21 protein-coding genes are annotated in these 22,180 nt (G+C 63.2%); 10 read left to right on the top strand and 11 right to left on the bottom strand.

What is annotated here, in order from left to right; genetic code table 11:
- Nucleotides 1-213: 213 nt before the first annotated feature.
- Nucleotides 214-726 carry an ATP phosphoribosyltransferase regulatory subunit gene (locus tag BLQ92_RS20685; protein WP_244106147.1) on the top strand — a complete coding sequence of 171 codons (513 nt, stop codon included), beginning with the start codon at nt 214-216 and terminating at the stop codon, nt 724-726.
- 293 nt (nt 727-1,019) lie between these two features.
- A complete protein-coding gene (locus tag BLQ92_RS20680; protein WP_090686408.1) occupies nt 1,020-1,838 on the top strand; it encodes a formate/nitrite transporter family protein in 819 nt (272 codons plus the stop codon).
- A 122-nt stretch (nt 1,839-1,960) separates the two neighbouring features.
- Here BLQ92_RS20680 and BLQ92_RS20675 read toward each other — a convergent pair whose 3' ends face one another.
- The gene (locus BLQ92_RS20675) at nt 1,961-2,284 is read right to left on the bottom strand and encodes a thioredoxin family protein (protein ID WP_090686407.1); all 324 of its coding nucleotides are present in this window, start codon (nt 2,282-2,284) and stop codon (nt 1,961-1,963) included.
- Nucleotides 2,285-2,444: 160 nt separating this feature from the next.
- Here BLQ92_RS20675 and BLQ92_RS20670 point away from each other — a divergent pair, with 160 nt between their 5' ends.
- Complete coding sequence (locus tag BLQ92_RS20670) at nt 2,445-2,678, top strand: hypothetical protein (RefSeq protein WP_090686406.1); 234 nt, start codon at nt 2,445-2,447, stop codon at nt 2,676-2,678.
- A 1,021-nt stretch (nt 2,679-3,699) separates the two neighbouring features.
- On the opposite strand, the gene BLQ92_RS20665 is transcribed toward BLQ92_RS20670, so the two are convergent.
- Nucleotides 3,700-5,232, bottom strand: a complete 1,533-nt coding sequence (locus BLQ92_RS20665; RefSeq protein WP_090686405.1) for a class I tRNA ligase family protein — start codon at nt 5,230-5,232, stop codon at nt 3,700-3,702.
- Between the two features lie 362 nt (nt 5,233-5,594).
- On the opposite strand from BLQ92_RS20665, the gene BLQ92_RS20660 reads away from it, so the two are divergent.
- The 5 genes from BLQ92_RS20660 (at nt 5,595) to BLQ92_RS20640 (ending at nt 9,374) form a co-directional block, all read left to right on the top strand.
- Complete coding sequence (locus tag BLQ92_RS20660) at nt 5,595-5,831, top strand: type II toxin-antitoxin system Phd/YefM family antitoxin (protein WP_090686404.1); 237 nt, start codon at nt 5,595-5,597, stop codon at nt 5,829-5,831.
- Entirely contained in the window at nt 5,828-6,223 is a 396-nt protein-coding gene (locus BLQ92_RS20655) for a type II toxin-antitoxin system VapC family toxin (protein ID WP_090686551.1), read from the top strand. The genes BLQ92_RS20660 and BLQ92_RS20655 overlap by 4 nt, the downstream gene beginning before the upstream one ends.
- A gap of 140 nt (nt 6,224-6,363) precedes the next feature.
- Nucleotides 6,364-7,269, top strand: coding sequence for a LysR family transcriptional regulator (locus BLQ92_RS20650; protein WP_090686403.1), 906 nt, complete (start codon nt 6,364-6,366; stop codon nt 7,267-7,269).
- A gap of 223 nt (nt 7,270-7,492) precedes the next feature.
- Nucleotides 7,493-8,050, top strand: coding sequence for a DUF4142 domain-containing protein (locus BLQ92_RS20645; RefSeq protein ID WP_090686402.1), 558 nt, complete (start codon nt 7,493-7,495; stop codon nt 8,048-8,050).
- A 187-nt stretch (nt 8,051-8,237) separates the two neighbouring features.
- A complete protein-coding gene (locus tag BLQ92_RS20640; protein ID WP_090686401.1) occupies nt 8,238-9,374 on the top strand; it encodes an acyltransferase family protein in 1,137 nt (378 codons plus the stop codon).
- A 40-nt stretch (nt 9,375-9,414) separates the two neighbouring features.
- Here BLQ92_RS20640 and BLQ92_RS20635 read toward each other — a convergent pair whose 3' ends face one another.
- From BLQ92_RS20635 to BLQ92_RS20625, 3 genes are all read right to left on the bottom strand, one after another.
- Complete coding sequence (locus BLQ92_RS20635; RefSeq protein WP_090686400.1) at nt 9,415-10,728, bottom strand: MFS transporter; 1,314 nt, start codon at nt 10,726-10,728, stop codon at nt 9,415-9,417.
- Between the two features lie 16 nt (nt 10,729-10,744).
- Nucleotides 10,745-11,308: an isochorismatase family protein gene (locus tag BLQ92_RS20630; RefSeq protein ID WP_090686399.1), complete on the bottom strand. Its 564-nt coding sequence runs from the start codon at nt 11,306-11,308 to the stop codon at nt 10,745-10,747.
- Nucleotides 11,309-11,424: 116 nt separating this feature from the next.
- On the bottom strand, nt 11,425-11,877 hold the full coding sequence (locus tag BLQ92_RS20625) for a MarR family winged helix-turn-helix transcriptional regulator (RefSeq protein WP_090686398.1): 453 nt from the start codon (nt 11,875-11,877) through the stop codon (nt 11,425-11,427).
- 235 nt (nt 11,878-12,112) lie between these two features.
- On the opposite strand from BLQ92_RS20625, the gene BLQ92_RS20620 reads away from it, so the two are divergent.
- Both BLQ92_RS20620 and BLQ92_RS20615 read left to right on the top strand, forming a co-directional pair.
- Nucleotides 12,113-12,310, top strand: coding sequence for a type II toxin-antitoxin system VapB family antitoxin (locus tag BLQ92_RS20620; RefSeq protein ID WP_090686397.1), 198 nt, complete (start codon nt 12,113-12,115; stop codon nt 12,308-12,310).
- The gene (locus BLQ92_RS20615) at nt 12,307-12,678 is read left to right on the top strand and encodes a type II toxin-antitoxin system VapC family toxin (RefSeq protein ID WP_090686396.1); all 372 of its coding nucleotides are present in this window, start codon (nt 12,307-12,309) and stop codon (nt 12,676-12,678) included. The genes BLQ92_RS20620 and BLQ92_RS20615 overlap by 4 nt, the downstream gene beginning before the upstream one ends.
- 14 nt (nt 12,679-12,692) lie before the next feature.
- On the opposite strand, the gene BLQ92_RS20610 is transcribed toward BLQ92_RS20615, so the two are convergent.
- From BLQ92_RS20610 to BLQ92_RS20585, 6 genes are all read right to left on the bottom strand, one after another.
- A complete protein-coding gene (locus tag BLQ92_RS20610) occupies nt 12,693-14,513 on the bottom strand; it encodes a diguanylate cyclase domain-containing protein (RefSeq protein WP_090686395.1) in 1,821 nt (606 codons plus the stop codon).
- A complete protein-coding gene (locus tag BLQ92_RS20605) occupies nt 14,510-15,688 on the bottom strand; it encodes an extracellular solute-binding protein (RefSeq protein ID WP_090686394.1) in 1,179 nt (392 codons plus the stop codon). The genes BLQ92_RS20610 and BLQ92_RS20605 overlap by 4 nt, the downstream gene beginning before the upstream one ends.
- Before the next feature lie 482 nt (nt 15,689-16,170).
- The gene (locus tag BLQ92_RS20600) at nt 16,171-17,616 is read right to left on the bottom strand and encodes an NAD-dependent succinate-semialdehyde dehydrogenase (RefSeq protein WP_090686393.1); all 1,446 of its coding nucleotides are present in this window, start codon (nt 17,614-17,616) and stop codon (nt 16,171-16,173) included.
- Nucleotides 17,617-17,839: 223 nt separating this feature from the next.
- A complete protein-coding gene (locus BLQ92_RS20595) occupies nt 17,840-18,169 on the bottom strand; it encodes a hypothetical protein (RefSeq protein WP_090686392.1) in 330 nt (109 codons plus the stop codon).
- A gap of 131 nt (nt 18,170-18,300) precedes the next feature.
- Nucleotides 18,301-21,060 (bottom strand): UPF0182 family membrane protein, encoded by a 2,760-nt coding sequence (locus BLQ92_RS20590; protein ID WP_090686391.1) that lies wholly within the window; start codon nt 21,058-21,060, stop codon nt 18,301-18,303.
- A gap of 209 nt (nt 21,061-21,269) precedes the next feature.
- On the bottom strand, nt 21,270-22,016 hold the full coding sequence (locus tag BLQ92_RS20585; protein ID WP_090686390.1) for an SDR family NAD(P)-dependent oxidoreductase: 747 nt from the start codon (nt 22,014-22,016) through the stop codon (nt 21,270-21,272).
- Nucleotides 22,017-22,180 lie beyond the last annotated feature (164 nt).

Genomic DNA, 22,180 nt, shown 5'->3' with positions numbered 1-22,180 from the left:
GGTTCATGCGAAAACGACCAAGGCGCCCATGGCGCCTTTTTTATTTCCTCATCACCTGGAGTTCGAACATGACCATGATTCGTGGAACCCGCTTTATCGTCGGCAAGCAAGCCGCGCTCGTTCGTGAACTGGAGAACCGCTTCCGGAGCTACCTTCATTGACGCTGGGGCAGAAGAGGCCATCGTCCCTGCGCTATGGTCGCAGGACACCTTTGTGCAAAAAGCCGGCGGCAGTGAAATCATCGGCCAGATGTGGGCCTTCCCGGACAAGAAGGGCCGGCCGGTTTGCCTGATTCCCGAAGCCACTGCGCTGTTTCAGGAGCGATGCCAGGAGCTGCTCGAGCGCCGCAAGGAACGCCTGCTGTTTTACGTGGCGCGCTGTTACCGCTATGAACGGCCCCAGGCCGGCCGCTATCGCGAGTTCGTGCAACTCGGATTCGAGTACCTCGGTCCAGATCCATTCGGCGCTCTCGTGCGCAGCCTTGAGCTGGCCACGGGCTTCCTCGATTCTCTCGGCGTGCGTTACGAACTCGACGTCGCCGCGCGGCGTGGCCTGAGCTACTACCTGAACGGCGAGGGCTTCGAGATCCGCTGCTCCGAACTCGGCGCGCAACAGCAGGTGGCCGGCGGCGGCGCATACCGCGAGGGTGCCGGCTTCGGGATCGGCGCCGAGCGCCTGTTGCTGGCGATGGGCATGCAAGGTCTGCAAGACCTGTCAGATGGCTAGACACTCCCAGTGAAGGTGAGGCGGCACGGTCATTCAGTCCAGGCATGCGATGAACGATCGCTTCGCTTCGCCTTGCCGCAGCGGCGGCAGTGCATGCTGCCCCGTCTTAGTGCAGCCCGCCAAAAAAGGGATACAGAACTCCGCATGCCACGGGAGCACAGTTTTATCTGCCCGCCAAACCGCCCGTTTTGAGCCGCTTTATTGATGAAGATCGAGTTCGATCGCCCTATCATATGCGCCAGTTTGACGCACCCTACCTGATTGAGGAGGGTGGACCAATTCGTGGAGCCATGATGTACGCAGAGAGTATCGATAAATTCGCCAGGATCGGCGCCCATAAGGCGGCAGCGATCTTGCGCTCGCCGTTTGCCTTTCTGGTTGGGGCGGCCATGGCCGGCGCCTATATCGGCTTCGGCGACATCCTGATGTTTTCGGTCGGCTCGCATGTCGATCCGGCCTATGTGCACCTAGTGATGGGCGCCGTGTTTGCCTGCGCGCTGACCATCGTCGTGTTCGCCGGTTCGGATCTGTTTACCGGGACTGCGATGTACATGCCGCTTGCGGTGCTGCGCGGCGAGACGGGTGTCGGTGGGATGGTGCTGGTGTGGGTGGTGTGCTGGATCGGCAACCTGATTGGCGCCATTGTGCTTGCGGCAATTTTGCATGCGGCCGGCGGCGGTGTGCTGCTGACCGATGGCTCCGAGGTCTTCTTCAAGGCGGTGGCGGCGAAGATGGCCGCGCCCGGTCTGGCGCTGTTTGCCAAGGGCTTGCTGTGCAACTGGCTCGTGTGTCTCGCCATCTGGATGGCGGCGCGCACCAACAACGACGGCGCGAAACTGGGCCTGATCTTCTGGCCGGTGTTCGCCTTCGTGGCAAGCGGCTTCGAACACAGCGTCGCCAACATGTTCGTGTTCGCGCTTGCATTGATCAGCGAACACCCGGATAGCGTGACGCTCGCCGGTGCTGTGCATAACGAAATATTCGTCACGCTCGGCAACCTGGCCGGCGGCGCGATCTTCATGGGGCTGGGCTACTGGCTGCAGGAAGGCGGCATTGGACATCCGTCCAAGACGCGCTTGCCGGTCGCAGCAGGTAACGTCAATACCAACTGATATCGCCGCGCAGGCACGGATTCGTGCCGACCCGCGTGGATCCTTCATCGCGCGCCTCTGAGCAATCAGGTGCGAGCGATGTGTCTTGAGCTATGGGTGTTGGAAGGTATCGAATTGCTCGCTCAGGCGAGAGCCTTGAACCCTTCATGGATAGATGCGACATCGGTCGGTCGCACCACCCGTGCCACTTCGATGCCGTCGCGCAGAAAGATCAGCGTTGGCCAGAGCTTCACCTTGAAGGATCGGCCGAGCGGTCGGCCGGGGCCGTCCTCGATCTTTAGATGGCGCACCTCGGCATGCCCTTCGAAGGCTTGGCCGATCACCGGCTGCGCCCCTTTACAGTAACCGCACCAGTCCGTGCCGAACTCGAGAATGGTTGCGCCCGCAAGCGCATCGACTTCGGCGCGCGTGGGCGAGACGGTTGAATAAGCAGCGCGAGACGTCATTTTCACTCCGCAACAAGGATGGCTGGCAGCACGCTTCGCCTAGGTTGGAATCACGGTTTGCGTGCCGGTAACGTCTCAATGTAGCGGAAAACGGCGCGCCCGACACGCGCCGGTCCGCTCGCGGGTGTTCTGCTAACCGGCGGGCTTTTTGCCTGCAGCGATGTTGGCCCACGAGGGCTTCGGGGCGTTGGTCGCAGCGTTAGCCGGTGCATTGCTTGTGTTTGCGCTGCTGCCGGCCGCCGGGCTGCTGGCCGTGGCACTGCTAGTCGCAGCGTTGGCCGATGCGTTGCTTGTGCTGCTGCTTGCCGAGTTGCTGGTCGACGCGTTGGTGGCGGCCGCACCGCTGGCTGCCGGCTTGCTGGTATCCAGAATAGTGTGCGCCCTCACGTTGTAATCGTGGTTCTCTTCGCCATACTTCATATTCGGGCGGATCCCAGGGTATCCGTACCTGGTCGGCACTGAGGGATTCTGTCCTCGTGTTGTGTCCTGGTAACTCGTATAGACAGACATCGCCTTAAACGTCGATCCCGGCGGCGCCTTTTCTAGAAACTGCGACTCGAGCGTCTTGCTGCTTTTTGCTAAACGCCCTTTGCATCCCACGTCCTCACTTTGCCCGCACGGCCCGAAGTTTCCGTGATACTCGACTTGAACCTGCCACGGCGCTGTTCGCTCGGCGCCTGCCATCAACCGTCGGGCGCGCGGAACGCCGTCGCTTAGCATATGCACTTCAGCGTCGTGCATGGACTTCGCGGTGTCCGCTGCTCTTCTCCCGTCGGGAAGTCTGGCGGGCGATCGAGCACGCCGTCCCTCATCGTTGGGATGAATTCCCCCGACTTGAGTCCCGCCCGACTCTGGATTCAGAGTGTCGTACGTATCGTGTCGCAACACACCTCCATTCGCCACGCCGCGGTTCAGATAGGCTGCACTGTATTCCACCTGCGGCTCTCCCTGTCCGACCTGGATACTGACTCTCATCGCGCTTGATACGCCACGTTCTGGAGAGTGAACGTTCTCCATCGAATTGGACCGTCGCAGTATCGCGAGTTGACCTAGCGTTGCATTCCCCGTCGGTGTCGGGCTGGGAGTGGTTGCGTTCTGATTCGAAGCCGTCGGCTCGGACGCGCTCGATGTCGAGGGCTGCGAGGTCGGGGTGGCCTGGTTAGCACCAATGCTGGAAGGTGTCATGGAGGGCGCTCTACGTCGGAAGTAGGTAACCGTCAAACGTTACGCGGCGCGCAACGCCTGAGGCGCGCATTCGCGAAGCAACGCCGCAAAATCCGAAACGCCCCACCTGATAACGTGGAATAGCCGCGCGTCCGCGGCACGGGGCGCCGGCCGTCCGCTTCGATTCGCGCGTCGGGTCCGGCGCGTGCCAATGGCTCGTCGCACCATTCCCAAGGCGCGCCGCGAGGCAGCTACACGTGGTCTCCAGTTGCCCGCTTGGGAAAGAGAATGCCTTCCTGGATTGCGGTGCCGGGTTTGATGCCATCGCCCCAAGGCACGTTCCAGCGCGGCTCGCTGGAGACCCCAAGCAACGAGCGCAGCTCTTGCATCTTGCCGGGCAGCACCGGGGACAGCAGGTTGGAGACGTGGTACAGCGCTTCGATCAGGGTGTAGAGCACGGTATCGAGCCGCTCGGACGCGCCGCTATCCTTGGCGAGCGTCCATGGAGCGCTCGTCGCCACATAGACGTTGAGCTGTTTCACCAGTTCCATGACCTGTTCGACGGCGCGGCCGAGTTTCATCTCGTCGACCAACGCCAGAACGATGTCCGGCAGTTCGCCCGCCCGCGCGATCAGCGCCCGTTCCGGAGCAGTGCAGGTGCCGGGCGCGGGAACGCGAGCGCCGCGGTACTTCACCACCATCGAAAGCGTGCGCGCTGCCAGATTGCCCAGATCGTCGGCCAGATCGCGGTTCAGGCGCTGTTCGATCACCGCTTCGCTGATGATCCCGTCAAAGCCGAAGCTGACCTCGCGCACCAGCGTGTAGCGCAGCGCGTCGACCCCATAGGTATCCGCCGCCGCCAACGGATCGACACCGTTGCCGAGCGACTTGCTCATCTTGCGTCCGTCGGCGCCGAGCAGATGGCCCGACACGTGCAGGCGCTGATAGGGTGCGATTCCTAGCGCGTGCGTCATGCTCAGCCAGAACAGCGTGTGGGTGCGCAGAATATCCTTGCCGACGATATGCCGCACCGACGGCCAGTAGTGAGCAAACGCCGCCTGATCGGGATACCCCAGCGGCGAGACATAGCTCAGCAACGCATCGAACCAGACATAGGTCACATGCTGCGTGTCCCATGGAATCGGAATGCCCCATTCGAGCCGTTCCACCGGACGCGAGATGCTCAGGTCGCCTATCGGTTCTTCAAGCAGTTTGAGAATTTCATTGCGGTACTGCGCGGGCTGAATCAGATCGGGCGTGTCGAGCAGCAGTTGCCGGGTCCATGTGCGGTGCGCCTCCATGCGAAAGAAGTAATTCGGTTCGCGCCGCACCACGGGCGGCTCCTTGTCCTCGGGGAGCTTGCCGTCGACCAGTTCCTTTTCCGTGACGAAGCGCTCCTGGCCGACCGAATACAGGCCTTCGTAGTCGGCCAGATAAATCTCGCCGGCCTCGAACAGACGCGTCAGGCAGGCCGATACCACCCGGGCGTGCGACGGCGCCGTGGTGCGGACAAAATGGTCCGGCTCGACCGCGAGACGCCGCCACGCGGCCTCGAAACTTTGCGCATGCCGTTCGGCGAACGCGCGCGGCGCTTCGCCGGCCTGCGCCGCGGCCTTGGCGATTTTCTCGCCGTGCTCATCGGCGCCGGTGAGCAGCATCACCTGATGGCCGGCCGCGCGCAGATAGCGGGCCATGATGTCCGCATGCACGCTCGCGTAGGCGTGCCCCATATGCGGCCGGTCGTTCACGTAGTAAATCGGTGTGGTGATGTATCGGTACGTCATTGCCGCTCCAAAAAAGAAAAGGGACGCCAGCGGCGTCCCTTTTTAGAAGCAAAAAAGCCCTTAGCGCCTGGGGGGAGAACCTGCCAGGGACATACGCATCGAGTGAGCGAGGGCTTGGATAGCTTGCATTTTCGTTGGGAAGTATCGGAAGACAAAGTGGCGGCCCGGGCCGCGGTGTTTGAATCGTGCCAGCAAAGCTGGCGGTTGTCTAGCGGTGGGAGAGCCAGCGGTGGGAGAGCCAGGGGCTATGGGCTGGATGGGGCCAGGACGGCTGTACCGGTGGGTCATCCTTCTAAAATGACTTGCGAAGATAGTCATAATTGCTATAATTGTGACCATGGGCGAATGACTATAGGCAGATAATGGACGGTAATCAGGTTTCCAAATCCGAATTCAAGGCGAAAGCCCTTGAATTCTTCCGGCAGGTCGAAGCCTCCGGGGAAAGCGTAATCGTCACCGATCACGGCAAGCCCGCTATCGAAGTGCGAACTTACCGGGGCATCGAGCGCAATCCGCTGGACGTACTGCGGGGTTCGGTCGTGCGCTACGACAACCCGACCGACCCGGTAGGTGAGGATGAGTGGGGGGCGGCGCAGTGATCGTTCTGGATACGCACACGCTTGTGTGGTGGGTGGCCGGCGATCCTGCGCTGAGCAAGAAGGCTAAAACCGCCATCGAGCGCGAGCTTGCAGGCGGCGAAATCATCGTGTCGGCAATCTCCGCATGGGAGATCGCGATGCTCGTCGAGCGCGAGAAGCTTGTGCTGTCGATGGACGTCGGTAGTTGGCTCGCAACGGTGTCGGCCATCGAAGCAGTGCACTTCGCCCCGATCGATCCCGAGATCGCAGTCAAGTCTGTTGTCTTGCCTGGCGAATTCCACAAAGACCCGGCCGACCGGATGATTGTGGCAACTGCGCGCAAGCTGGCCGTCCCGCTGGTGACAAAGGACGAGAAGATCCGGGCCTACGCGCACGTCAAGACCATCTGGTAATTCGGCACAGAGCGAGATACATCGATCGCCCGCTACCGCTCCTGCTGATGGTCGCGTTCCAGGTGCTGGCGCAAAGGAATATACCCGGCGCGAGCATACCGGCACCGCCATTTAACCGAGACTCACAAGGACTGACTCGTATGGACCGCCTTCAGGCAATGGAAGTCTTCACCCGTGTGGTCGAGACCAACAGCTTTTCCAAGGCCGCAGAATTGCTCGACTTGCCGCGCGGCTCGGTGAGCAACCTGATTCAGGCGCTCGAGCAGCACGTCGGCGTGCGTCTGCTGAACCGGACCACGCGCCAGGTCAGCGTCACCGAAGACGGTGCGTTGTACTACGAACGTTGTGTTGGCATCCTCGCCGAGATTTCGGATGCGGAATCGTCGCTGTCGAACAAGCGGCAAACACCTGCCGGCACGATTCGCGTCGACACCTCCGGCACGCTGGCGAAGGCGTTGCTGTTGCCGGCGCTAGGCGACTTTTACCGGCAGTACCCGGAGATCGACGTGCGCCTCGGCCTCGCGGACCGCAACATCGACCTGATCCAGGACGGCGTGGATTGCGTGATCCGCATGGGCACGCCGGAAGAGTCGAGCCTGGTCGCGCGGCGCATCGGCAGCTCGCGCATCACCACCTGTGCGTCGCCCGCTTATCTCGCCGAGCACGGCACGCCCACCACGCTCGAAGAGCTCGCGGGACATCGCGCCGTCAACTATGTCTCCGCACGCAGCGGCAAGATCTTCCCGTTCGAGTACGAAGTAAACGGTGAGGTGGTGAGGGTGTCGCTGGAAGGCGCGCTCGCGGTCAACGACGGCTCGGTTTATATCACGGCCGGCGCGCTGGGCTACGGCATTATCCAGCCCTCGCGCTTCATGGTCGCCGAGATGATCGAGCGCGGCGAGCTGCAGGAAATCCTGACCTCGTACACGATTCCGTCGACCCCGTTGTCGATTCTTTATCCGCATCGGCGCATGAGTTTGCGGGTCCGTGCGTTTACCGACTGGATCACCGAACTCGCTAACCGTCACCCGGATCTCGGCGTCTAAACCGGTGTCTTGTGCCGGTTGCGCAATTTCCGCGCCCGGCTGATGCCAGGTGTTCCCAATAATGTGCTTGCACGGCTTCGAACGCGGTGCAAGCATCCGATCGAACCCAGCGCCAGACTCTTTACCACCCGTTACAAAGCCGAATTATTTTTCGCGCTGCGGCCTTGGCTCGCCTTCTAGAATTTCCCGCGTCTCTTCACCATCCTCACTTCAGGGAGAACGCATGAAACGCTCGCCGATTGCTTCGCTTATGGGCGCTTGCGCCACCGGTCTTCTGGTGGTCGCGATGGGCGCCCACGCCCAAGGCACGCCCGCTGCATCGAACGCGCAGGACGATACGAAATTGCACGCCGAAGATCAGGACTTTGTGGCTGGCGCAACCAAGGCGGTGTCGACGCAGCGCGACGCCGCGCGCCTCGCAACCTCGCGCTCCACCGATCGCGACGTCAAAGCCTTTGCGCAACACGTCGCCGCCGACAACGCCAAGCTTTCGGAAGCATTGCGCGCGGCGAGCCCGCGTGGCGTCGACGTGCCGAACAACGACCCGGACGCAAGCGTGCTCGACAGCATCAAGGACCTGCGCGGCAGCGATTTCGACAAAGCCTATATCCAGCAGGTCGCGCTCGGCGACGAGCAGAAAACCCTCTCGGCCTTTCAGTCGGAAATTGCCTCGGGCCGCAATGCACAGCTGAAAGAGGCCGCACGCAAGGCCCTGCCGACGGTGCAGGCGGATTACGCGCAGGCCCAGGAACTGGCACAGAGAAAGCATCTCGCCCAGTAAGGTCCACCTTTCACGCGGGAGAGCGAATTATTTTTTTCATAAAAAATAATTCGCCTTGCCACCGGCATTTTTTTAATTAAATACACGGCGCCGCGGCGATTTATTTTTCTTGCATCGCGTCCTATGATGGCCCGACTGCTTGGGCGATCTCACCAAGGGGCCGACACCGACCCGGACGACGGCATTCATGGACAACAGGATTCGCGGTTTCGACGGACTACGCGCCATCGCCGTGCTGATGGTGTTTTTGCAGCATCGCTTGCTCGCCAGCAGCGATGAGACCGGCCATCTCGGCGTGTGGATTTTTTTCGCGCTGAGCGGCTTTCTGATTACCGGCATTCTGACGGCACAGCGCCGGACGATCGAGACGGGCGTCAGCGATTTTTTTGCCGAACTCAAACGCTTTCTGTTGCGCCGGACCCTGCGCATCTTTCCGGTCTATTACCTGCTGCTGAGCGTGTTAGCGGTCCTGATGCTACTCGGCTATGTCAGCCCGCAACTGAAGGGTGGCTTGCCATTTCATTTCGCTTACCTGTCGAATATCTGGATCGGCGAGGTGCTGCGCTACTGGCCCGGCCCATACTCGCATCTGTGGAGCCTCTCTATCGAGGAGCAGTTCTATCTGTTCTTTGCGCCGCTGCTATTGATCGCGCCGCTGCGCTGGCATCTGCCGATCTGCTATGCGGTGTTCGTGGCCGGCGTAGCGTCGATGTGGGGGATGCGCGTGACAGGCACGCCGGAGATTGTCATCTACACGAATCCGTTGACCAATTTCTGGCTGCTTGCGCTCGGTGGAATCGGCGGAGCATGGCTGCGCGCGCAAGGCTCGCTGCTGCGTGCGTGGCTCGCCCGGCCATCGAGCTTCGCGGCGCTCCTCGTCGGCGTGAGCCTGCTGTGTGCCACCGAGCCTCATTGGACGACGGCAGCAGGGCCTGCCGTCTATACGTTGCTCTGTACGTTCTATGGCATCTGCATCGCAGCGCTGGTGTGTTCGATTGCATGCAGCCACAGCACTACGCTGGTGGGTCTGCTGGAAACGCCATGGCTGGCCTCGCTCGGCCGCATCAGCTACGGCTTTTATCTGTATCACAACTTCGTGCCGAATCCTGCGCGGCTTCATCGCGTGCAAGCGCTGTTTCATGGCGCGAGCGAACCATTCTGGGTCCGCCTCGGGGGCATTGTGATTTCATTTCTGATTGCGCTGTTGCTGGCGAAGCTGTCGTGGCGTTTTATCGAAGCGCCGATCCTGCGGCGCAAGGCGCAGTGGACGCTGCGCGTCGCGAATCCGGCGGCCGCGCGCGGCGCAGGGTTGTCCAAGGGATAGCCGCGCTTCCGGGCGGCGCGTGGTTACGGCACCGGGATGGTTAGGGCGCTTTCGGTTGCGCCGTTTCGGCCTGAGCGGCCGCCGCAACTGCGCTCGCGGGTTCGACGCCATCAATGCTCGCACGAATGCGCCCGCCGTCGAACCACACCCGCAAGTTGCGGTATTTCCGGAGGTAGTGAAACCCGACCAGCGCAGCGGCGAAACCCGACGCGGCGCCTACGCCAAGTGCCCAGCGCGGGCCGAAATGATCCGCTACCCAGCCGACGACCGGCGCACCGAGAGGCGTGCCGCCCAATGCAATAGCGAGCAGGATCGCTACTACCCGGCCGCGCATGGCGGGCTCGGTAGACATTTGCACAAGACTGTTGGTCGAGGTGTTGAAGGTCTGGGTGCAGATGCCGATTACGGTCAGCGTGATGCCGAACAGGGCGTAATTCGGCATGCACGCGGCGAGCGTGCAGCCGAAGCCGAACAGCGCGGCGCTGACCATGATCAGCGACAGCCGGGGCCGCGCACGGCGCGCGGCCAGCAGTGCGCCGGTCACGGAACCGATCGCCATCGCCGAGCTCAGGAGTCCATACTGGCTCGCACCGGCATGAAAGGCCGTGACCGACATGGTCGAGATGAAGATCGGAAAATTGAGGCCGAAGGTGCCGATCAGAAACAGCATCGTCAGCAGCGCGATCAGATCGGGGCGCTTGGCCACATAGCGGAAGCCGTCCACGAAACCGCCGCGGGTGCGCTGCGCCTTGAGCTTGCGGTGCAGTTCGTGGACGCGCAGCGTCCGCAGCGAGCCCAGCACCGCGGCGAACGAGGCCGCATTGAGCAGGAACACCCAGCCGGTGCCGACCGAGGCGATCAGCACGCCGGCTACCGCCGGGCCGATCATCCGCCCGGCGTTGAAGGAAGTGGAATTCAGCGCGACTGCGTTCGACAGGTCTTCTTCGCCGACCAGTTCCGCAACGAAGGTTTGACGCGCGGGCGAATCGAACGCAGTGACGCAACCCTGCAGAAGCGCAAACACGTACACCTGCCACAACTGGACCACCCCGGCGAGCGTCAGCACGCCGAGCCCAAGGGCGAGGGCGCCCATGGACGCCTGGGTCACGAACAGCATCTTGCGGCGCTCGAGATGGTCGGCCGCGAAGCCGGTGAGCGGCAACAGGAGCAGCATGGGGCCGAACTGCAGCGCCATCACGATGCCCACCGCAGTCGCATTGCGGTGGGTCAGCTCGGTGAGCACGAGCCAGTCCTGGGCCGTGCGTTGCATCCAGGTCCCCACGTTGGAGATGAGTGCGCCGCTGGCCCAGACCCGGTAGTTGAAGCCGCTTAGCGAGCGGAAGGTGCCTTTCACCGACTGACCCGGCCGCTTATGCGCGGGTCTGTTCGAGCAGGGCGACGATCTCCTGGGTGGTGCCAGTCTCGCCGAGACGCGGGAAAATCCGCGTAATCGAGTTGTGGTGCGCGTCGGCGTTCAGATCGGTCATTGCGTCGACGCCGAACGTGACGTTAAGGCCCAGTTCGCTCGCCTGGCGCGCAGTCGATTCGACACCGATGCTGGTGGCCACGCCAACGATGACGACCTGGGTGACGCCGCGCCCCTTCAGATACTGCTGGAGATCGGTGCCGGTGAAGGCGCCCCACGTGCGCTTGGTGACCAGATGGTCTTGCGGCTGCTGGTTCAGCTCGGGCACCAGATCGGTCCAGCCGGCCGGAAACTCGCCGCTGTGGCGCGGCTGTTCGTTGCGGCCCGGGGCGACGCCCGCGACGTTGACGAGCACGACCGGCAACCGGCGCGCGCGGAATGCGTCGAGCAGCACGCGGCTCTTCTGGACGACTTCACCAGTAGGGTGCGCGGTGGGCAGTGCGACGATGCCGTTCTGCAGGTCGATGACGATGAGCGCGGTGTTCTGATCAAGTGTGGTGACGGCCATGGAGTGCTCCTTCGTGGGGGTGAGGACGGCGGCGGCGCCAACACGGCGCCGCCTGCAGCCAGGGTTCGAATGGGCCGCCGCGCAGTGCCTGGTGCCGGTGTGCGCGGCAGCAGGAATCAGGTCTCGACAAGGCGTTTGAGCAGTTCGACGGCGCTTGCCAGTTGCGCCTGTTCCGCGGGCGCGAACTTCGTGCGAATGGCGCGGAACAGCCAGTCTTCGTGTGCGGCGCGGCCGGTCTTGATGGCTTCACTGCAGGCCGGGGTGAGCGACAGCACGGTTTGCCGTCCGTCGTCCGGATCGGGCGCGCCGTTCACCAGTCCGGCCGCCTTCAGGGCGGAGACCGTTTCGCCCATCGATTGCGGGCGCATGCCTTCGGCACGGGCGAGGGCGGTCACGGTGGCGGGCCCGTCGCTGTCCAGCCGCGCGAGCACGCGGATCTGCGACCAGGTCAGGTCGCCGAGATGCGCCTGCTCGCGCAAGCGGCGCTTTAACTGGCCGATCAGGACGCGCAACTCCCCGGCCAGCGCCAAGGCGCGGAGGGCTTCGGGATCGGAGGGGGATTCGTTCATGTCCGGGAGATGCGAAGGCTACCTGATAAGGTTACCTTCGTAATGGGTCGGACGTCAAGCTGAAGAGAGCGGGGGCGCGTCCCGTACGCCCCGGCGCTAGTGCCGGAACGAGGGGTATCGGGCCTCATGCCTCGCATCCGGCTGATTCGCACAGCGGTCATTTCGGTGCAACAAGGGAGCACGAAAATTGGCATCAAACGATGCTATGATTTGTGTATCACTCGCGGAGATTCTCATGCGTACCACGATTGCCCTCGATGACGATTTGATCGCCAAAGCCCAAGCCTATACGGGCTTGGACGAAAAAACGGCGCTTGTGCGCGAAGCGCTCAAGGCCTTGATCCAACGTGAAGCCGCGAAACGACTCGCCAATCTTGGCGGCAGTCAACCGGGAATCACGGGAGCACCGCGTCGCCGCCAGGACGTCGAATGATTCTTGTCGACACGTCGGTCTGGATCCACCACCTCAACGCTTCTGATCCTTTGCTGTATAGCCTGCTCGCAGGGGGACGCGTGTTGGCTCACCCCTATGTGATTGGAGAGATTTCACTTGGAAGTCTGCGCGACCGCGATCTTGTGCTTGGTGCGTTGCTCGATTTGCCACGCGCGCCAGTTGCAACGCCTGAGGAAACTTTCTATCTGATCGAGCGAGAACGCTTATTCAATCGTGGAATCGGATACGTCGACACGTCGCTGTTGGCATCTGCTCGGCTAGGTCCGGGCATCACCATCTGGACGCGCGACAAGCGACTCAAGAAAGTTGCCGATGAGCTCAACCTGAGCGCTGTCCTTGAGCATTAATTGAACTCGCCGCCTCACAACACCGCATCCAGGTTATCCGACCCCGGCTCCATCCTGTCGCCGTCCCGCTCGTCCACAGCCATACCGCCCGCCTTGCGCCGGCGCGCTTCGAGCAGATCCTCGTAGCGCAGCCATGAAGCGTGCTCGCCCGATTTGGCGGCGTACATGGCGGCATCGGCGTTGAGCAGCAGCATCTCGACCGAGGTGCCGTCGGCGGGATACTGGCTGATGCCGATGCTCGCGCCGACCACCAGCGGCTGCCCGTCGATCAGCAGCGTCTCGTTCAACGAATCGATGATGCCGGCGGCGATGCCCGGCGCCGCGTCGGTCGCGGCGCTGCCGCGGATCAGCACGATGAACTCGTCGCCGCCGAGCCGCGCGACCATGTCGCGCTCCGACAGCACCGCCTGCAGGCGCCGCGCGACGGTGGCGAGCACCCGGTCGCCCACTGTATGCCCGAACTGGTCGTTGATCTGCTTGAAGCGGTCGAGATCGACAAACAGCACCGCGAGCCGCTCGCCGCTAGCGGCGGCCTCATCAATCGCGGTCTCCAGCTTCTGCGCGAACAGCATCCGGTTGGGCAGGCCGGTCAGTGCATCGTGACTGGCGAGATGCACGAGTTCGTGCTGCTTGCTATGCAGGACATCGAGCTGCAAGCGAATCTCGCGGCGCATCCGGTCGAAGCAGCGCGCCAGAACGCCGATCTCATCGGTGCGCCTGAGCGGCAGTGCACCCATCGTATGGTCTGCGAAGAAATGGGTGGCGGCATGCGCGAGCATCTGCAGCGGCTGGGTCAGCGCGCGCGCAAACAGAATGGCGAGCAGGAACGCGAAGACGCTCGACACCAGCACCATGCGGATAATCCGGATGCCGAGCAGGTTCGCACCGGCCAGCACGTCGGAGAGCGGTTTTGAGAGCCCCAGCACGATGAAGCGGTTGCCGTCGGCCGCGCCGAACGGCCTGCGGATGAAGGCGAGCACGTGGCCCGCCGCCTGCTGCGGGCGCACCAGACCGTTCATCAGCACAGCGCTCTTCGACTGCTCGAAGATGGGCTTCGTCGCCGGAAAACTGTCCTGCATGAAAATGCGCCGGCCGCGGTCGAAACCGAAGGTCTGCGAAGCATCCGGATGAATCAGGAAGTCGCCCCATTCGTTGGCGAGATAGACCTGGTAGTCGCGCGGCAGATCGACCTGCAACACCTTCAGCAGGCTCGCCAGGTCGACATCGAGCACCATTACGCCTACCACGCTGCCGTCGTCCGCCGCCACCGGCGTGGCGAGGCGCAGCGTGGGTTTGCCTTCGGCGGAATGCGCGCCGTGCTCGTGATTGACCGCGATCGGCGAAATGTAAATGCCGCGCGGCGGCAGCGCGAGCGTGTCGAACACATAGGCAAACTGGCCTTTTTCCTGCAAACGGTTCGTCTCGACCCGCACCGCACTTTGCCCGTTGCGGTCGAAGCGGATCAGTTCCAGCCCATAGTGCTGGCGCGCGATCAGGCGAATCTGCAGGTATTCGGGGTGATTCGCCATGAAGCTGGCGAACACCTTGGCGAGCCGCTCGCGCGAGGGATTGGCGCCGGAGCCGTCGTCGAATTGCGCGAGCTGCGCGGCCGACGGCAGCGTGGCGAGCACCAGAGCGTCTGCAGCCACGTCGTCGATCGCCACCGAAAAGCGCTGGCCCAGCAGTTCGGTCGAGGTCAACAGGTTCTGCTCGGCCTCGCTCACGAGCATTGTGCGGTTGGCGCGGTACGCGTAGTAGCCGGTCGCGCCGGAGGCGATCACGCCGATGCAGGCGAGCAGGAGCGAGAGCTTGAAGGTCAGGCCCGGACGCATCATTTGAAGGTCTCCGGCCGGTCTCCGGAGACGATCTTGCTCCACAGCGCTTCGCGCCGCTGGATGTCGTCCACTGGGCGGATCCAGATCAGGTGCGCGTTGACATTGCTCTCGGGCGACGCGGTCAGCGTATTGGCGAGGCCCTGGCGCTGCGTCAGCAAAGCGCTGACGTCCGGCTCGAGCATGTAGTTGATCCATGCGAGCGCCAGCGCGCGATTGACGGCCGTGCTGGTCATCGCCCAGCAGTCGAGCCAGGCGAGCGCGCCTTCGTCGGGGATCACGTAGCCCACGTCCGCGCCGGCCCGGCGTAGCTGCGCGAGCTGCTGGGTGCCGTAGTTGCCGAACATCAGCGCAGCCTTGTGATGGATAAAGAACGCCGTGGCCTCTTCGGGGAGGTTGTAGTAGGTAAGCAGATTGCGCCGCAGGTCGATCAGCTTGATGGCGATCGCGCGGGTTTGCTTGGGGCTTAGCTGAAACGGATCGCGGTAGCCGAGCGCGAGCGCTGCGAACGAGAAGTTATGCTGCGCGCTGTTGAAGTCGAGCACCTTGCCGCGATAGCGCGGATTCCATAGGTCCGCCATCGAACTCGGGGCGACCGCCACCTGCTTGCGATCGTAGATCAGCCCCATTGACGAATAGGTGAACGGAATCGCATAGACCTTGCCGTCTCCCGTGAGGCCGTCGATCGAGGCGCGCGCCTGAAAGCGCGGCAGTTGCCGGCGGGTGTTGGGCAACTGCGTGAGGTCGAGCGGCGCCAGCATGTGCTCGTGCCGGTAGCGCTGGATTTCGGCCGAGTTGGCGGCGAGGACGTCGTACTGCGGATGCGGCGCGGCGCCCGCATGCATCTTGTCCCACAGCGCTTCGTCGGAATCGACCATCGTCACTTCCACGGTGGCGTGAAAGCGCGCTTCAAAGGCTTTTACCACGTCGCTGTCGGCGTAGCCGGGCCAGGCCAGCACCCGCAGCACGGTGTTTTCACCAGCCACAGCGGGCGTGGCCGGTCCTAGTGCCAACAGCGGTAGCCATAGCGCTGGCAACAGCGAGGCGCACGCGAACAAGGCGAGCCGCAGCAGCTCTCCTTGCACGCCATATGCCCCGGAGATACGGCACGGCGGATTCGCCGGTGTCCTAACGGGTGCCGGCGTTCGTCGTCCGAGGAACGGGAGGCCCCAGCGCATGTTCTTGGTCCTTTTGCAAGCGTGTACACGGGATCGATACCGCTCAGCATCATGCGCTCGAATTCGAGCAATTGCATGTCTACCGCGTCGCGTCCCTTATCGTCGCATTGGACGAGGCTGAACGGACGAACTGGCTGGCGGTTATCGATCGGCTGTTCGCGGTTTGCGAAGGTCAGTGCGCACGTTCGGTATTGCCGCGATCTGCATCCGGCCAGATTACATTTCGCTAAAAACAAGCGAGCGCGCCTCTCACATGCATAACGGCTGCAGTGACGAATATCTTGAGCCGTGGTGGATGGACAAATCTTTCTAAAAATGACGAACGAAGCGGGAGGGTCGCGGCGCTTAGCGCTTGACCTTTAACAACTGACGTTTGACAACGGATGCTTAACGCCTGCCGCAGCCATAAAAAAAGCGGCCCTTTGCGGAGCCGCCTGGATTTGCACCGCGTTAGGCAACGCGTGCTGGCCTAGCCTTAACGCTTAGGACGACATCACCGTAACCGACTTGGTCACCAGATACGCTTCCATGGCTTCCGGACCGCCTTCCGAGCCGTAGCCCGAATCCTTGACGCCGCCAAACGGCATTTCCGGCGTCGGCGTGGCCGGCTGGTTGATCCACAGCATGCCGACTTCGAGGTGCTGCGACAGCAGATGCACGTTGGCGAACGACTTCGTGAACGCATAGCCGGCCAGACCGTACGGCAGGCGATTGGCTTCGGCAATCGCGTCTTCGAGCGAGTCGAAGCCGCGAATCGCGGCGATCGGGCCGAATGGTTCGTTGTTGAACACGTCGGCTTCGAGCGACACGTTGGTCAGCACGGTCGGCGCAAAGAAGTTGCCCTCGGTGCCGACCCGTTCGCCGCCGGTTGCAACCGTCGCGCCGGTGGCGCGAGCGTCGTCGAGCACCTTGGCCATGGCCGTCAGACGCCGCGCATTGGCGAGCGGCCCGAGCGTGGTACCTTCGGCGAGGCCGTCACCGAGCTTGAGGCTTTCGGCGTGCTTGACGAGCGCCTGCGAGAATTCTTCGCGGATGCTGTTGTGCACAAGAAAGCGCGTCGGCGAAATGCAGACCTGGCCCGCATTGCGGAACTTGGCGCCGCCGGCTGCCTTGACGGCCAGCGCGACGTCCGCATCTGCCGCGACGATCACCGGTGCGTGACCGCCCAGCTCCATGGTGGCGCGCTTCATGTGCGAGCCGGCCAGGGCGGCGAGTTGCTTGCCGACCGGCGTCGAGCCGGTGAAGGTGACCTTGCGGATGATCGGGTGCGGAATCAGGTAGCTGGAAATTTCGGCCGGGTCGCCGAACACGAGGCCTACCGTGCCGGCCGGCACGCCGGCTTCGACGAAGGCCTGCAGCAGCGCGGCGGGCGATGCCGGGGTTTCTTCCGGGGCCTTGACGAGGAACGAACAGCCGCTCGCGAGGGCGGCGCTCAGCTTGCGCACCACCTGGTTGACCGGGAAGTTCCACGGCGTGAAGGCGGCGACCGGACCGATCGGCTCTTTCAGCACCAGTTGTTGCGCGGCCAGATTGCGCGACGGCACGACCCGGCCGTAGACGCGGCGGCCTTCGTCCGCGAACCATTCGATGATGTCGGCGGCCGACAGCATTTCGACGCGCGCTTCGGCAAACGGCTTGCCTTGCTCCTGGGTCATCAGGCGGGCGATGTCCGAGGCGCGTTCGCGCACCAGTGCCGCGGCCTTGCGCATGGTGGTGGCGCGCTCGGCGGCCGGAATTTTGCGCCAGGCTTCGAAGCCCTTTTGTGCGGCGGCGAGGGCCCGGTCCAGATCGACGATGCCGGCGTGGGCGACCTTGCCGATCGGCTTGCCGGTGGCCGGGTTGAGGACTTCGAGCGTCTTGCCGCTGGCGGCGTCGCACCACTCGTTATTGATCAGGAGACGGGTATCGGTATAGCTCGATGTGGCCATGCTGGGTTCCTCTGACGGTTGGGGCGAGCGGCCGCGATAACTGCGGGCGGCCGGGGTGGGCTGCTGAGAGGGTCATCTTAGCCGATTGTGGCCAGCCTCACAGGCGCGGCGGCCAGCGGCGCGGGCGTGGCGCCGGTCTTTGCGGCGGGTCTGGCGCGGGTTCGGCCAGGCACGCCGCAGGTCCTTGAAGCCGGTGTGGCAGAGACCCGCCCGGGGCCGTCGCCTAGGGTGCGGAGGCGGCGCCCTTATTCCGGTTGGCGCAGTCGGCGGTGACGATCATGCTGGCCTGGTCCGGCGTCATTCCCTTGCCCTCGGGGCTGTAAATCCGCTCGATGATGGCGTTGACGGCCTGCCGGTCGGAATCGTCCTTGTAGTAGGTCGCCGCCTGGGTCAGCGCTTGCGCCTTGGTTTTCTTGTGCAGGCGCCACGAGGCCACCTGGCCCGCAATATCGCCAAGCGCAAAACATTGATCGTTGACGGTCTGCGCCACCGCCTGTACGGCGGGTTGCGCGAGGCAAACCGCCAGCGCTGCTGATACGACTACTCGCTTCATGTGACCGGATCCTGTCTTTAGATAAGCGGCGGTCTCCCGGCGAGGGCCTCGGCCGGCGCGGAACCGCAAAACGAAAGGCGGTAGTTTACCGGGAAGCCGGCCGCACTGGCGTGCAGACCTGCAGGCCGGTCCTACTTCTGACCCTGGGTCCGGTTGCCGCCCAGCGCTTCGAGCAGCGGTCGCAGCGCATCGAGTTCCGCGCCGAAGCCACTCCAGTCGCCTGCCTTCAGCCGCTCGATGGCACGCTGGTAATGGGCCAGCGCGTCGCGGGCGCGGGCGTCCGCCGTGCCCGCTGGCGCGGCGGCGAGCGGTGTGCTCTCCTTGAAAAGCGCCGCCAGCGCGCCGCCCAAGGTCTCGTCCATCACCACCCGGTCGCCATAGGCCGCAATCACGCGCTTCAATTCGGGCAACTGGCCCGACTCCGCACGCAGGTAGAGCGGCGAGACGTAAAGAATCGAATTCTCGATCGGCACGACCAGCAGATGGCCGCGAATCACCCGCGAGCCCATCTGGTTCCACAGGGAGATCTGCTGCGAAATCTCGGTGTTCTGCTGGATCCGCGCCTCGATCTGGAAGGGCCCATAAACCAGCTTGTCCTTGGGAAACGTATAAACGATCAGCTTGCCGTACTCGGGTGGATCACAGCGCGCCGCCAGCCACGCGATCATGTTGTCGCGCTGGCTCGGCACCATCGGCAGCATCAGGACGAACTCTTCATGCGGCTCGCCGGGCAGCCGCATGATCGTGTAGTAAGGCGCCATTGGCGTGCCGGCGCCGCTGCCTCCATCGATGCCGACCAGCTCCCGTGGAAACTGCCAGAGGTCTTCGCGGTTGTAGAAGACTTCCGGCGCATCCATGTGGTACGCCCGGTAAAGCTGAGCCTGGATCAGAAACAGGTCCTCGGGGTAGCGGATATGCCGCTGCAGGTCTTGAGGCATCGCCGCCAGCGGCTTGAACAGACCCGGGAAGATCCGCTGCCAGGTCTGCACGAGCGGATCGTCTGGGTCGCTCACATAGAAGTCCACCGTGCCGTTGTAGGCATCGATCACCACCTTGACCGCGTTGCGGATGTAGTTGGCGCTGTCGTCGGCGACCGGTTGGGCGTAGGGGAACCAGCGGCTCGTCGTATAGGCGTCCTGCATCCAGAACAGGCGCCCGTTGCTCGCCACCATGTAAGGGTCGTGATCGAGCGTAAGGAAGGGGGCGATCATGCGCACCCGGTCCTGAATGTTCCGGTGCAGCAGAATCCGGCTGCTGCCCGTAATGTAATCGGTCAGCAGGATGTTGGGGTCGTCGAACTGCCAGGCGAACAGGGTGCGCCGCGCGGTGCTGCCGATGCCGACGCCATCGCGTCCGCTGTAGGTGGTGTAGACGTTGTCCTTGCCCTTGGGATAGTCGAATTCGGGCACGTTGCCCTTGACGATGACGTAGCCGTCACCGCCCTCGCCGAAGTAGATGCGAGGCTCGCGAATCGTGGGGCCGCCACTGGCGACCGGCGGAATATCCTGCAGGTAGAAGGAGGGCAAGCCTTCGGTCGATTTTTCGGTGACCGGCGACATCACGACGCCGTTGCCGTGGGTGAAGAGCAGGTGCAGGTTCACCCAGGTCTGGGCGTTGGTCGGCAGCATCGAGGGCTCGAGTTCGCGCGCCGACAGCATCACCTGCCGGTAACCGCTGTCGAGCCGGTAACGGTCGATGTCCACCGAGAGGAATTTGTAGTAAGTCCTGATCTCCTGCAATTGCGCGTAGGTGTCCATCAACGGTTGCACATCCCACAGGCGGATGTTGTCGACGGTTGCGCGATTGGCGTCGAGAGAGGCGAGATTCAAGCCCTGCTCGGCCGGAAACGGCTTCACCGCAATCTGCGTTAAGCCGTAGGCAGTCCGTGTCAGCGCGATGTTGTGCTTGAGATAGGGCGTCTCCAGTTGCAGTTCGCTCGGCTTGACATAGAGACGCTGAAACAGCGCCGGGTAGATCCCGGCCAGCAACAGCGAGCTGCCGAACACCAGCAGCACCGAGGCGACCGGAAGCCGATAGCCAGGCCGGCGCATGTTGAACCATGACGCGAGCGCGGCAACGGCGGCGAATCCCGCGAGCAACCACAATATCGGCAGCTCGACATGGATGTCGGTATAGCCGGCCCCGACCACGACGCCGTTGTCGCCGTACAGCAGCAAAAAGCGGTCGAGCGTGTACGACCATGCTTTCACGGCGAAGAACAGGCCGAGCAGGGCGCAAGCATGAGCGGCGGCTGCGCGCGAGAGTCCACGCGGCGCGCGCTCGAAGCTAAGGTCGCCGCGGATGCCGTAGACCACAACTGCCAGGATCGTGCTGCACACGAGCACTTGCCATAGCCAGTTCTTGAGCGCGAGACAGGCGGGCAGCGTGAACAGATAGAAGCCAATGTCCTTGCTGAAGATGGGATCGCGCTGGCCGAACGGCACCTGATACAGGTAGCGCAGCACCATGTCCCAATTGGAGGTTTCTCCTGCGGCGATCACGAGTCCAAACACGAGCGCAACGGCGGCGATGCTGATGCGCCAGGGGATGCGCGGCGCGAGTTGCTCGGTCAGTGCGCTGATGAGATCCGGGGGGCCGGACGCTTGAGCCGTTTCGACTTGCCAACTTCCGGGCCGCGTTGCGTAATGGTGCGCGACGAATCCGGATGCGCCGATGGTGGCTGCTGACACCACGCACACGGCGGCGAAGAGAAGCGCCTGGGTGGAGATGACGGTCCAGAAAACGTTCGCATAACCGATCGATGCAAACCACAACCCGTCGACTACGAAGCCGGTGATGCGTCCGACGACGATCAGCACCGCCATCACGACCACTACCGTCGCGATGGCCGTGCGTCTAAACCGCGCCGGGGATTTATTTTGCGAACCCATCGACCCTCCTTGGTTGGGCCGTGACTCGTTGCTGACTCGAACCGGGCCAAGTCAGATGATTGATTGTATTCCGGGGCGTGAACGGACGCTGCGATCCGGTGACGAACGGATCGAGATGGAGGGGAGGCGATTGATTCGATTGACGCGATTGATGCAACTACCAACGCCGGGTGGTCGGGGCGGTGCCCGCCACACCCGGCGTTCTAACGTTAGCGCAGCCCGCCGCCGGTCAGCAGCGATTCGCCCGTGATCCAGCCGGCATCGTCCGAGGCGAGAAACACAGCCACCTTGGCGATATCGTCGGGTTGACCGACGCGGCCGAGCGGCGTTTGACCCACAAGCCATGTCTCCATGTCCGAACCGATGAAGCCGGCGTCCTTCGCCCCTTCGGTTTCGACCATGCCAGGATTGATCGAGTTGACGCGAATCTTGCGCGGTCCCAGTTCGCGTGCCAGTACGCCCGTGATCCCATCGACGGCGCCCTTGGTGGCCGTATAAACGGCGCTGCCCGGCGGCGTAAGGCGGCTGACAATCGAGCCGATGTTGATGATGCTGCCCCCTTCGCCGAGATGCTTCGCGGCCGCCTGGGCGGTGAGCAACAACCCTAGCACGTTGACATTGAACTGCTTGTGGAAATGCTCTTCAGTGATCGCTTCGAGCGGTGCAAACTCATAGACACCCGAGTTGTTGACGAGGACATCGAGGCGTCCGTAGGTTTCGATAGCGGCATCGATGATGCCTTGTGCATCGACGGCCTTGGAGACGTCGCCGCGCACGGCAATTGCCTTGCCGCCGGCCTGGGTAATCGCGGCGACGACTGCGTCGGCGGCGGCCTGGCTGGATGCGTAGTTGACGACGACCGACGCGCCTTGCGCCGCAAGCGCCTTGGCGATGCCGGCGCCGATACCTTTCGATGCGCCGGTGACGACGGCGACTTTACCGGTGAGCTTGCTCATGGTGACTTCCTTTGAGGGGGCGGGTAACGGAGCACAGGCGGGAATGTTCCCGGCGGTGCATTGAGGGTGCGACTCAGGCCACTCTAGTGCATTGGCGGCGTCGGATCATTGGGGGCAAAGCGAATTCATTTGACGGGACAGGCGAACAATGGGCAAACCCTCTC

The organism is Paraburkholderia phenazinium (assembly GCF_900100735.1).
Taxonomy (GTDB): Bacteria; Pseudomonadota; Gammaproteobacteria; order Burkholderiales; family Burkholderiaceae; genus Paraburkholderia; species Paraburkholderia phenazinia.
Note: the sequence above shows the minus strand (reverse complement) of the source record. Positions and strands in the feature narration are given on the sequence as shown.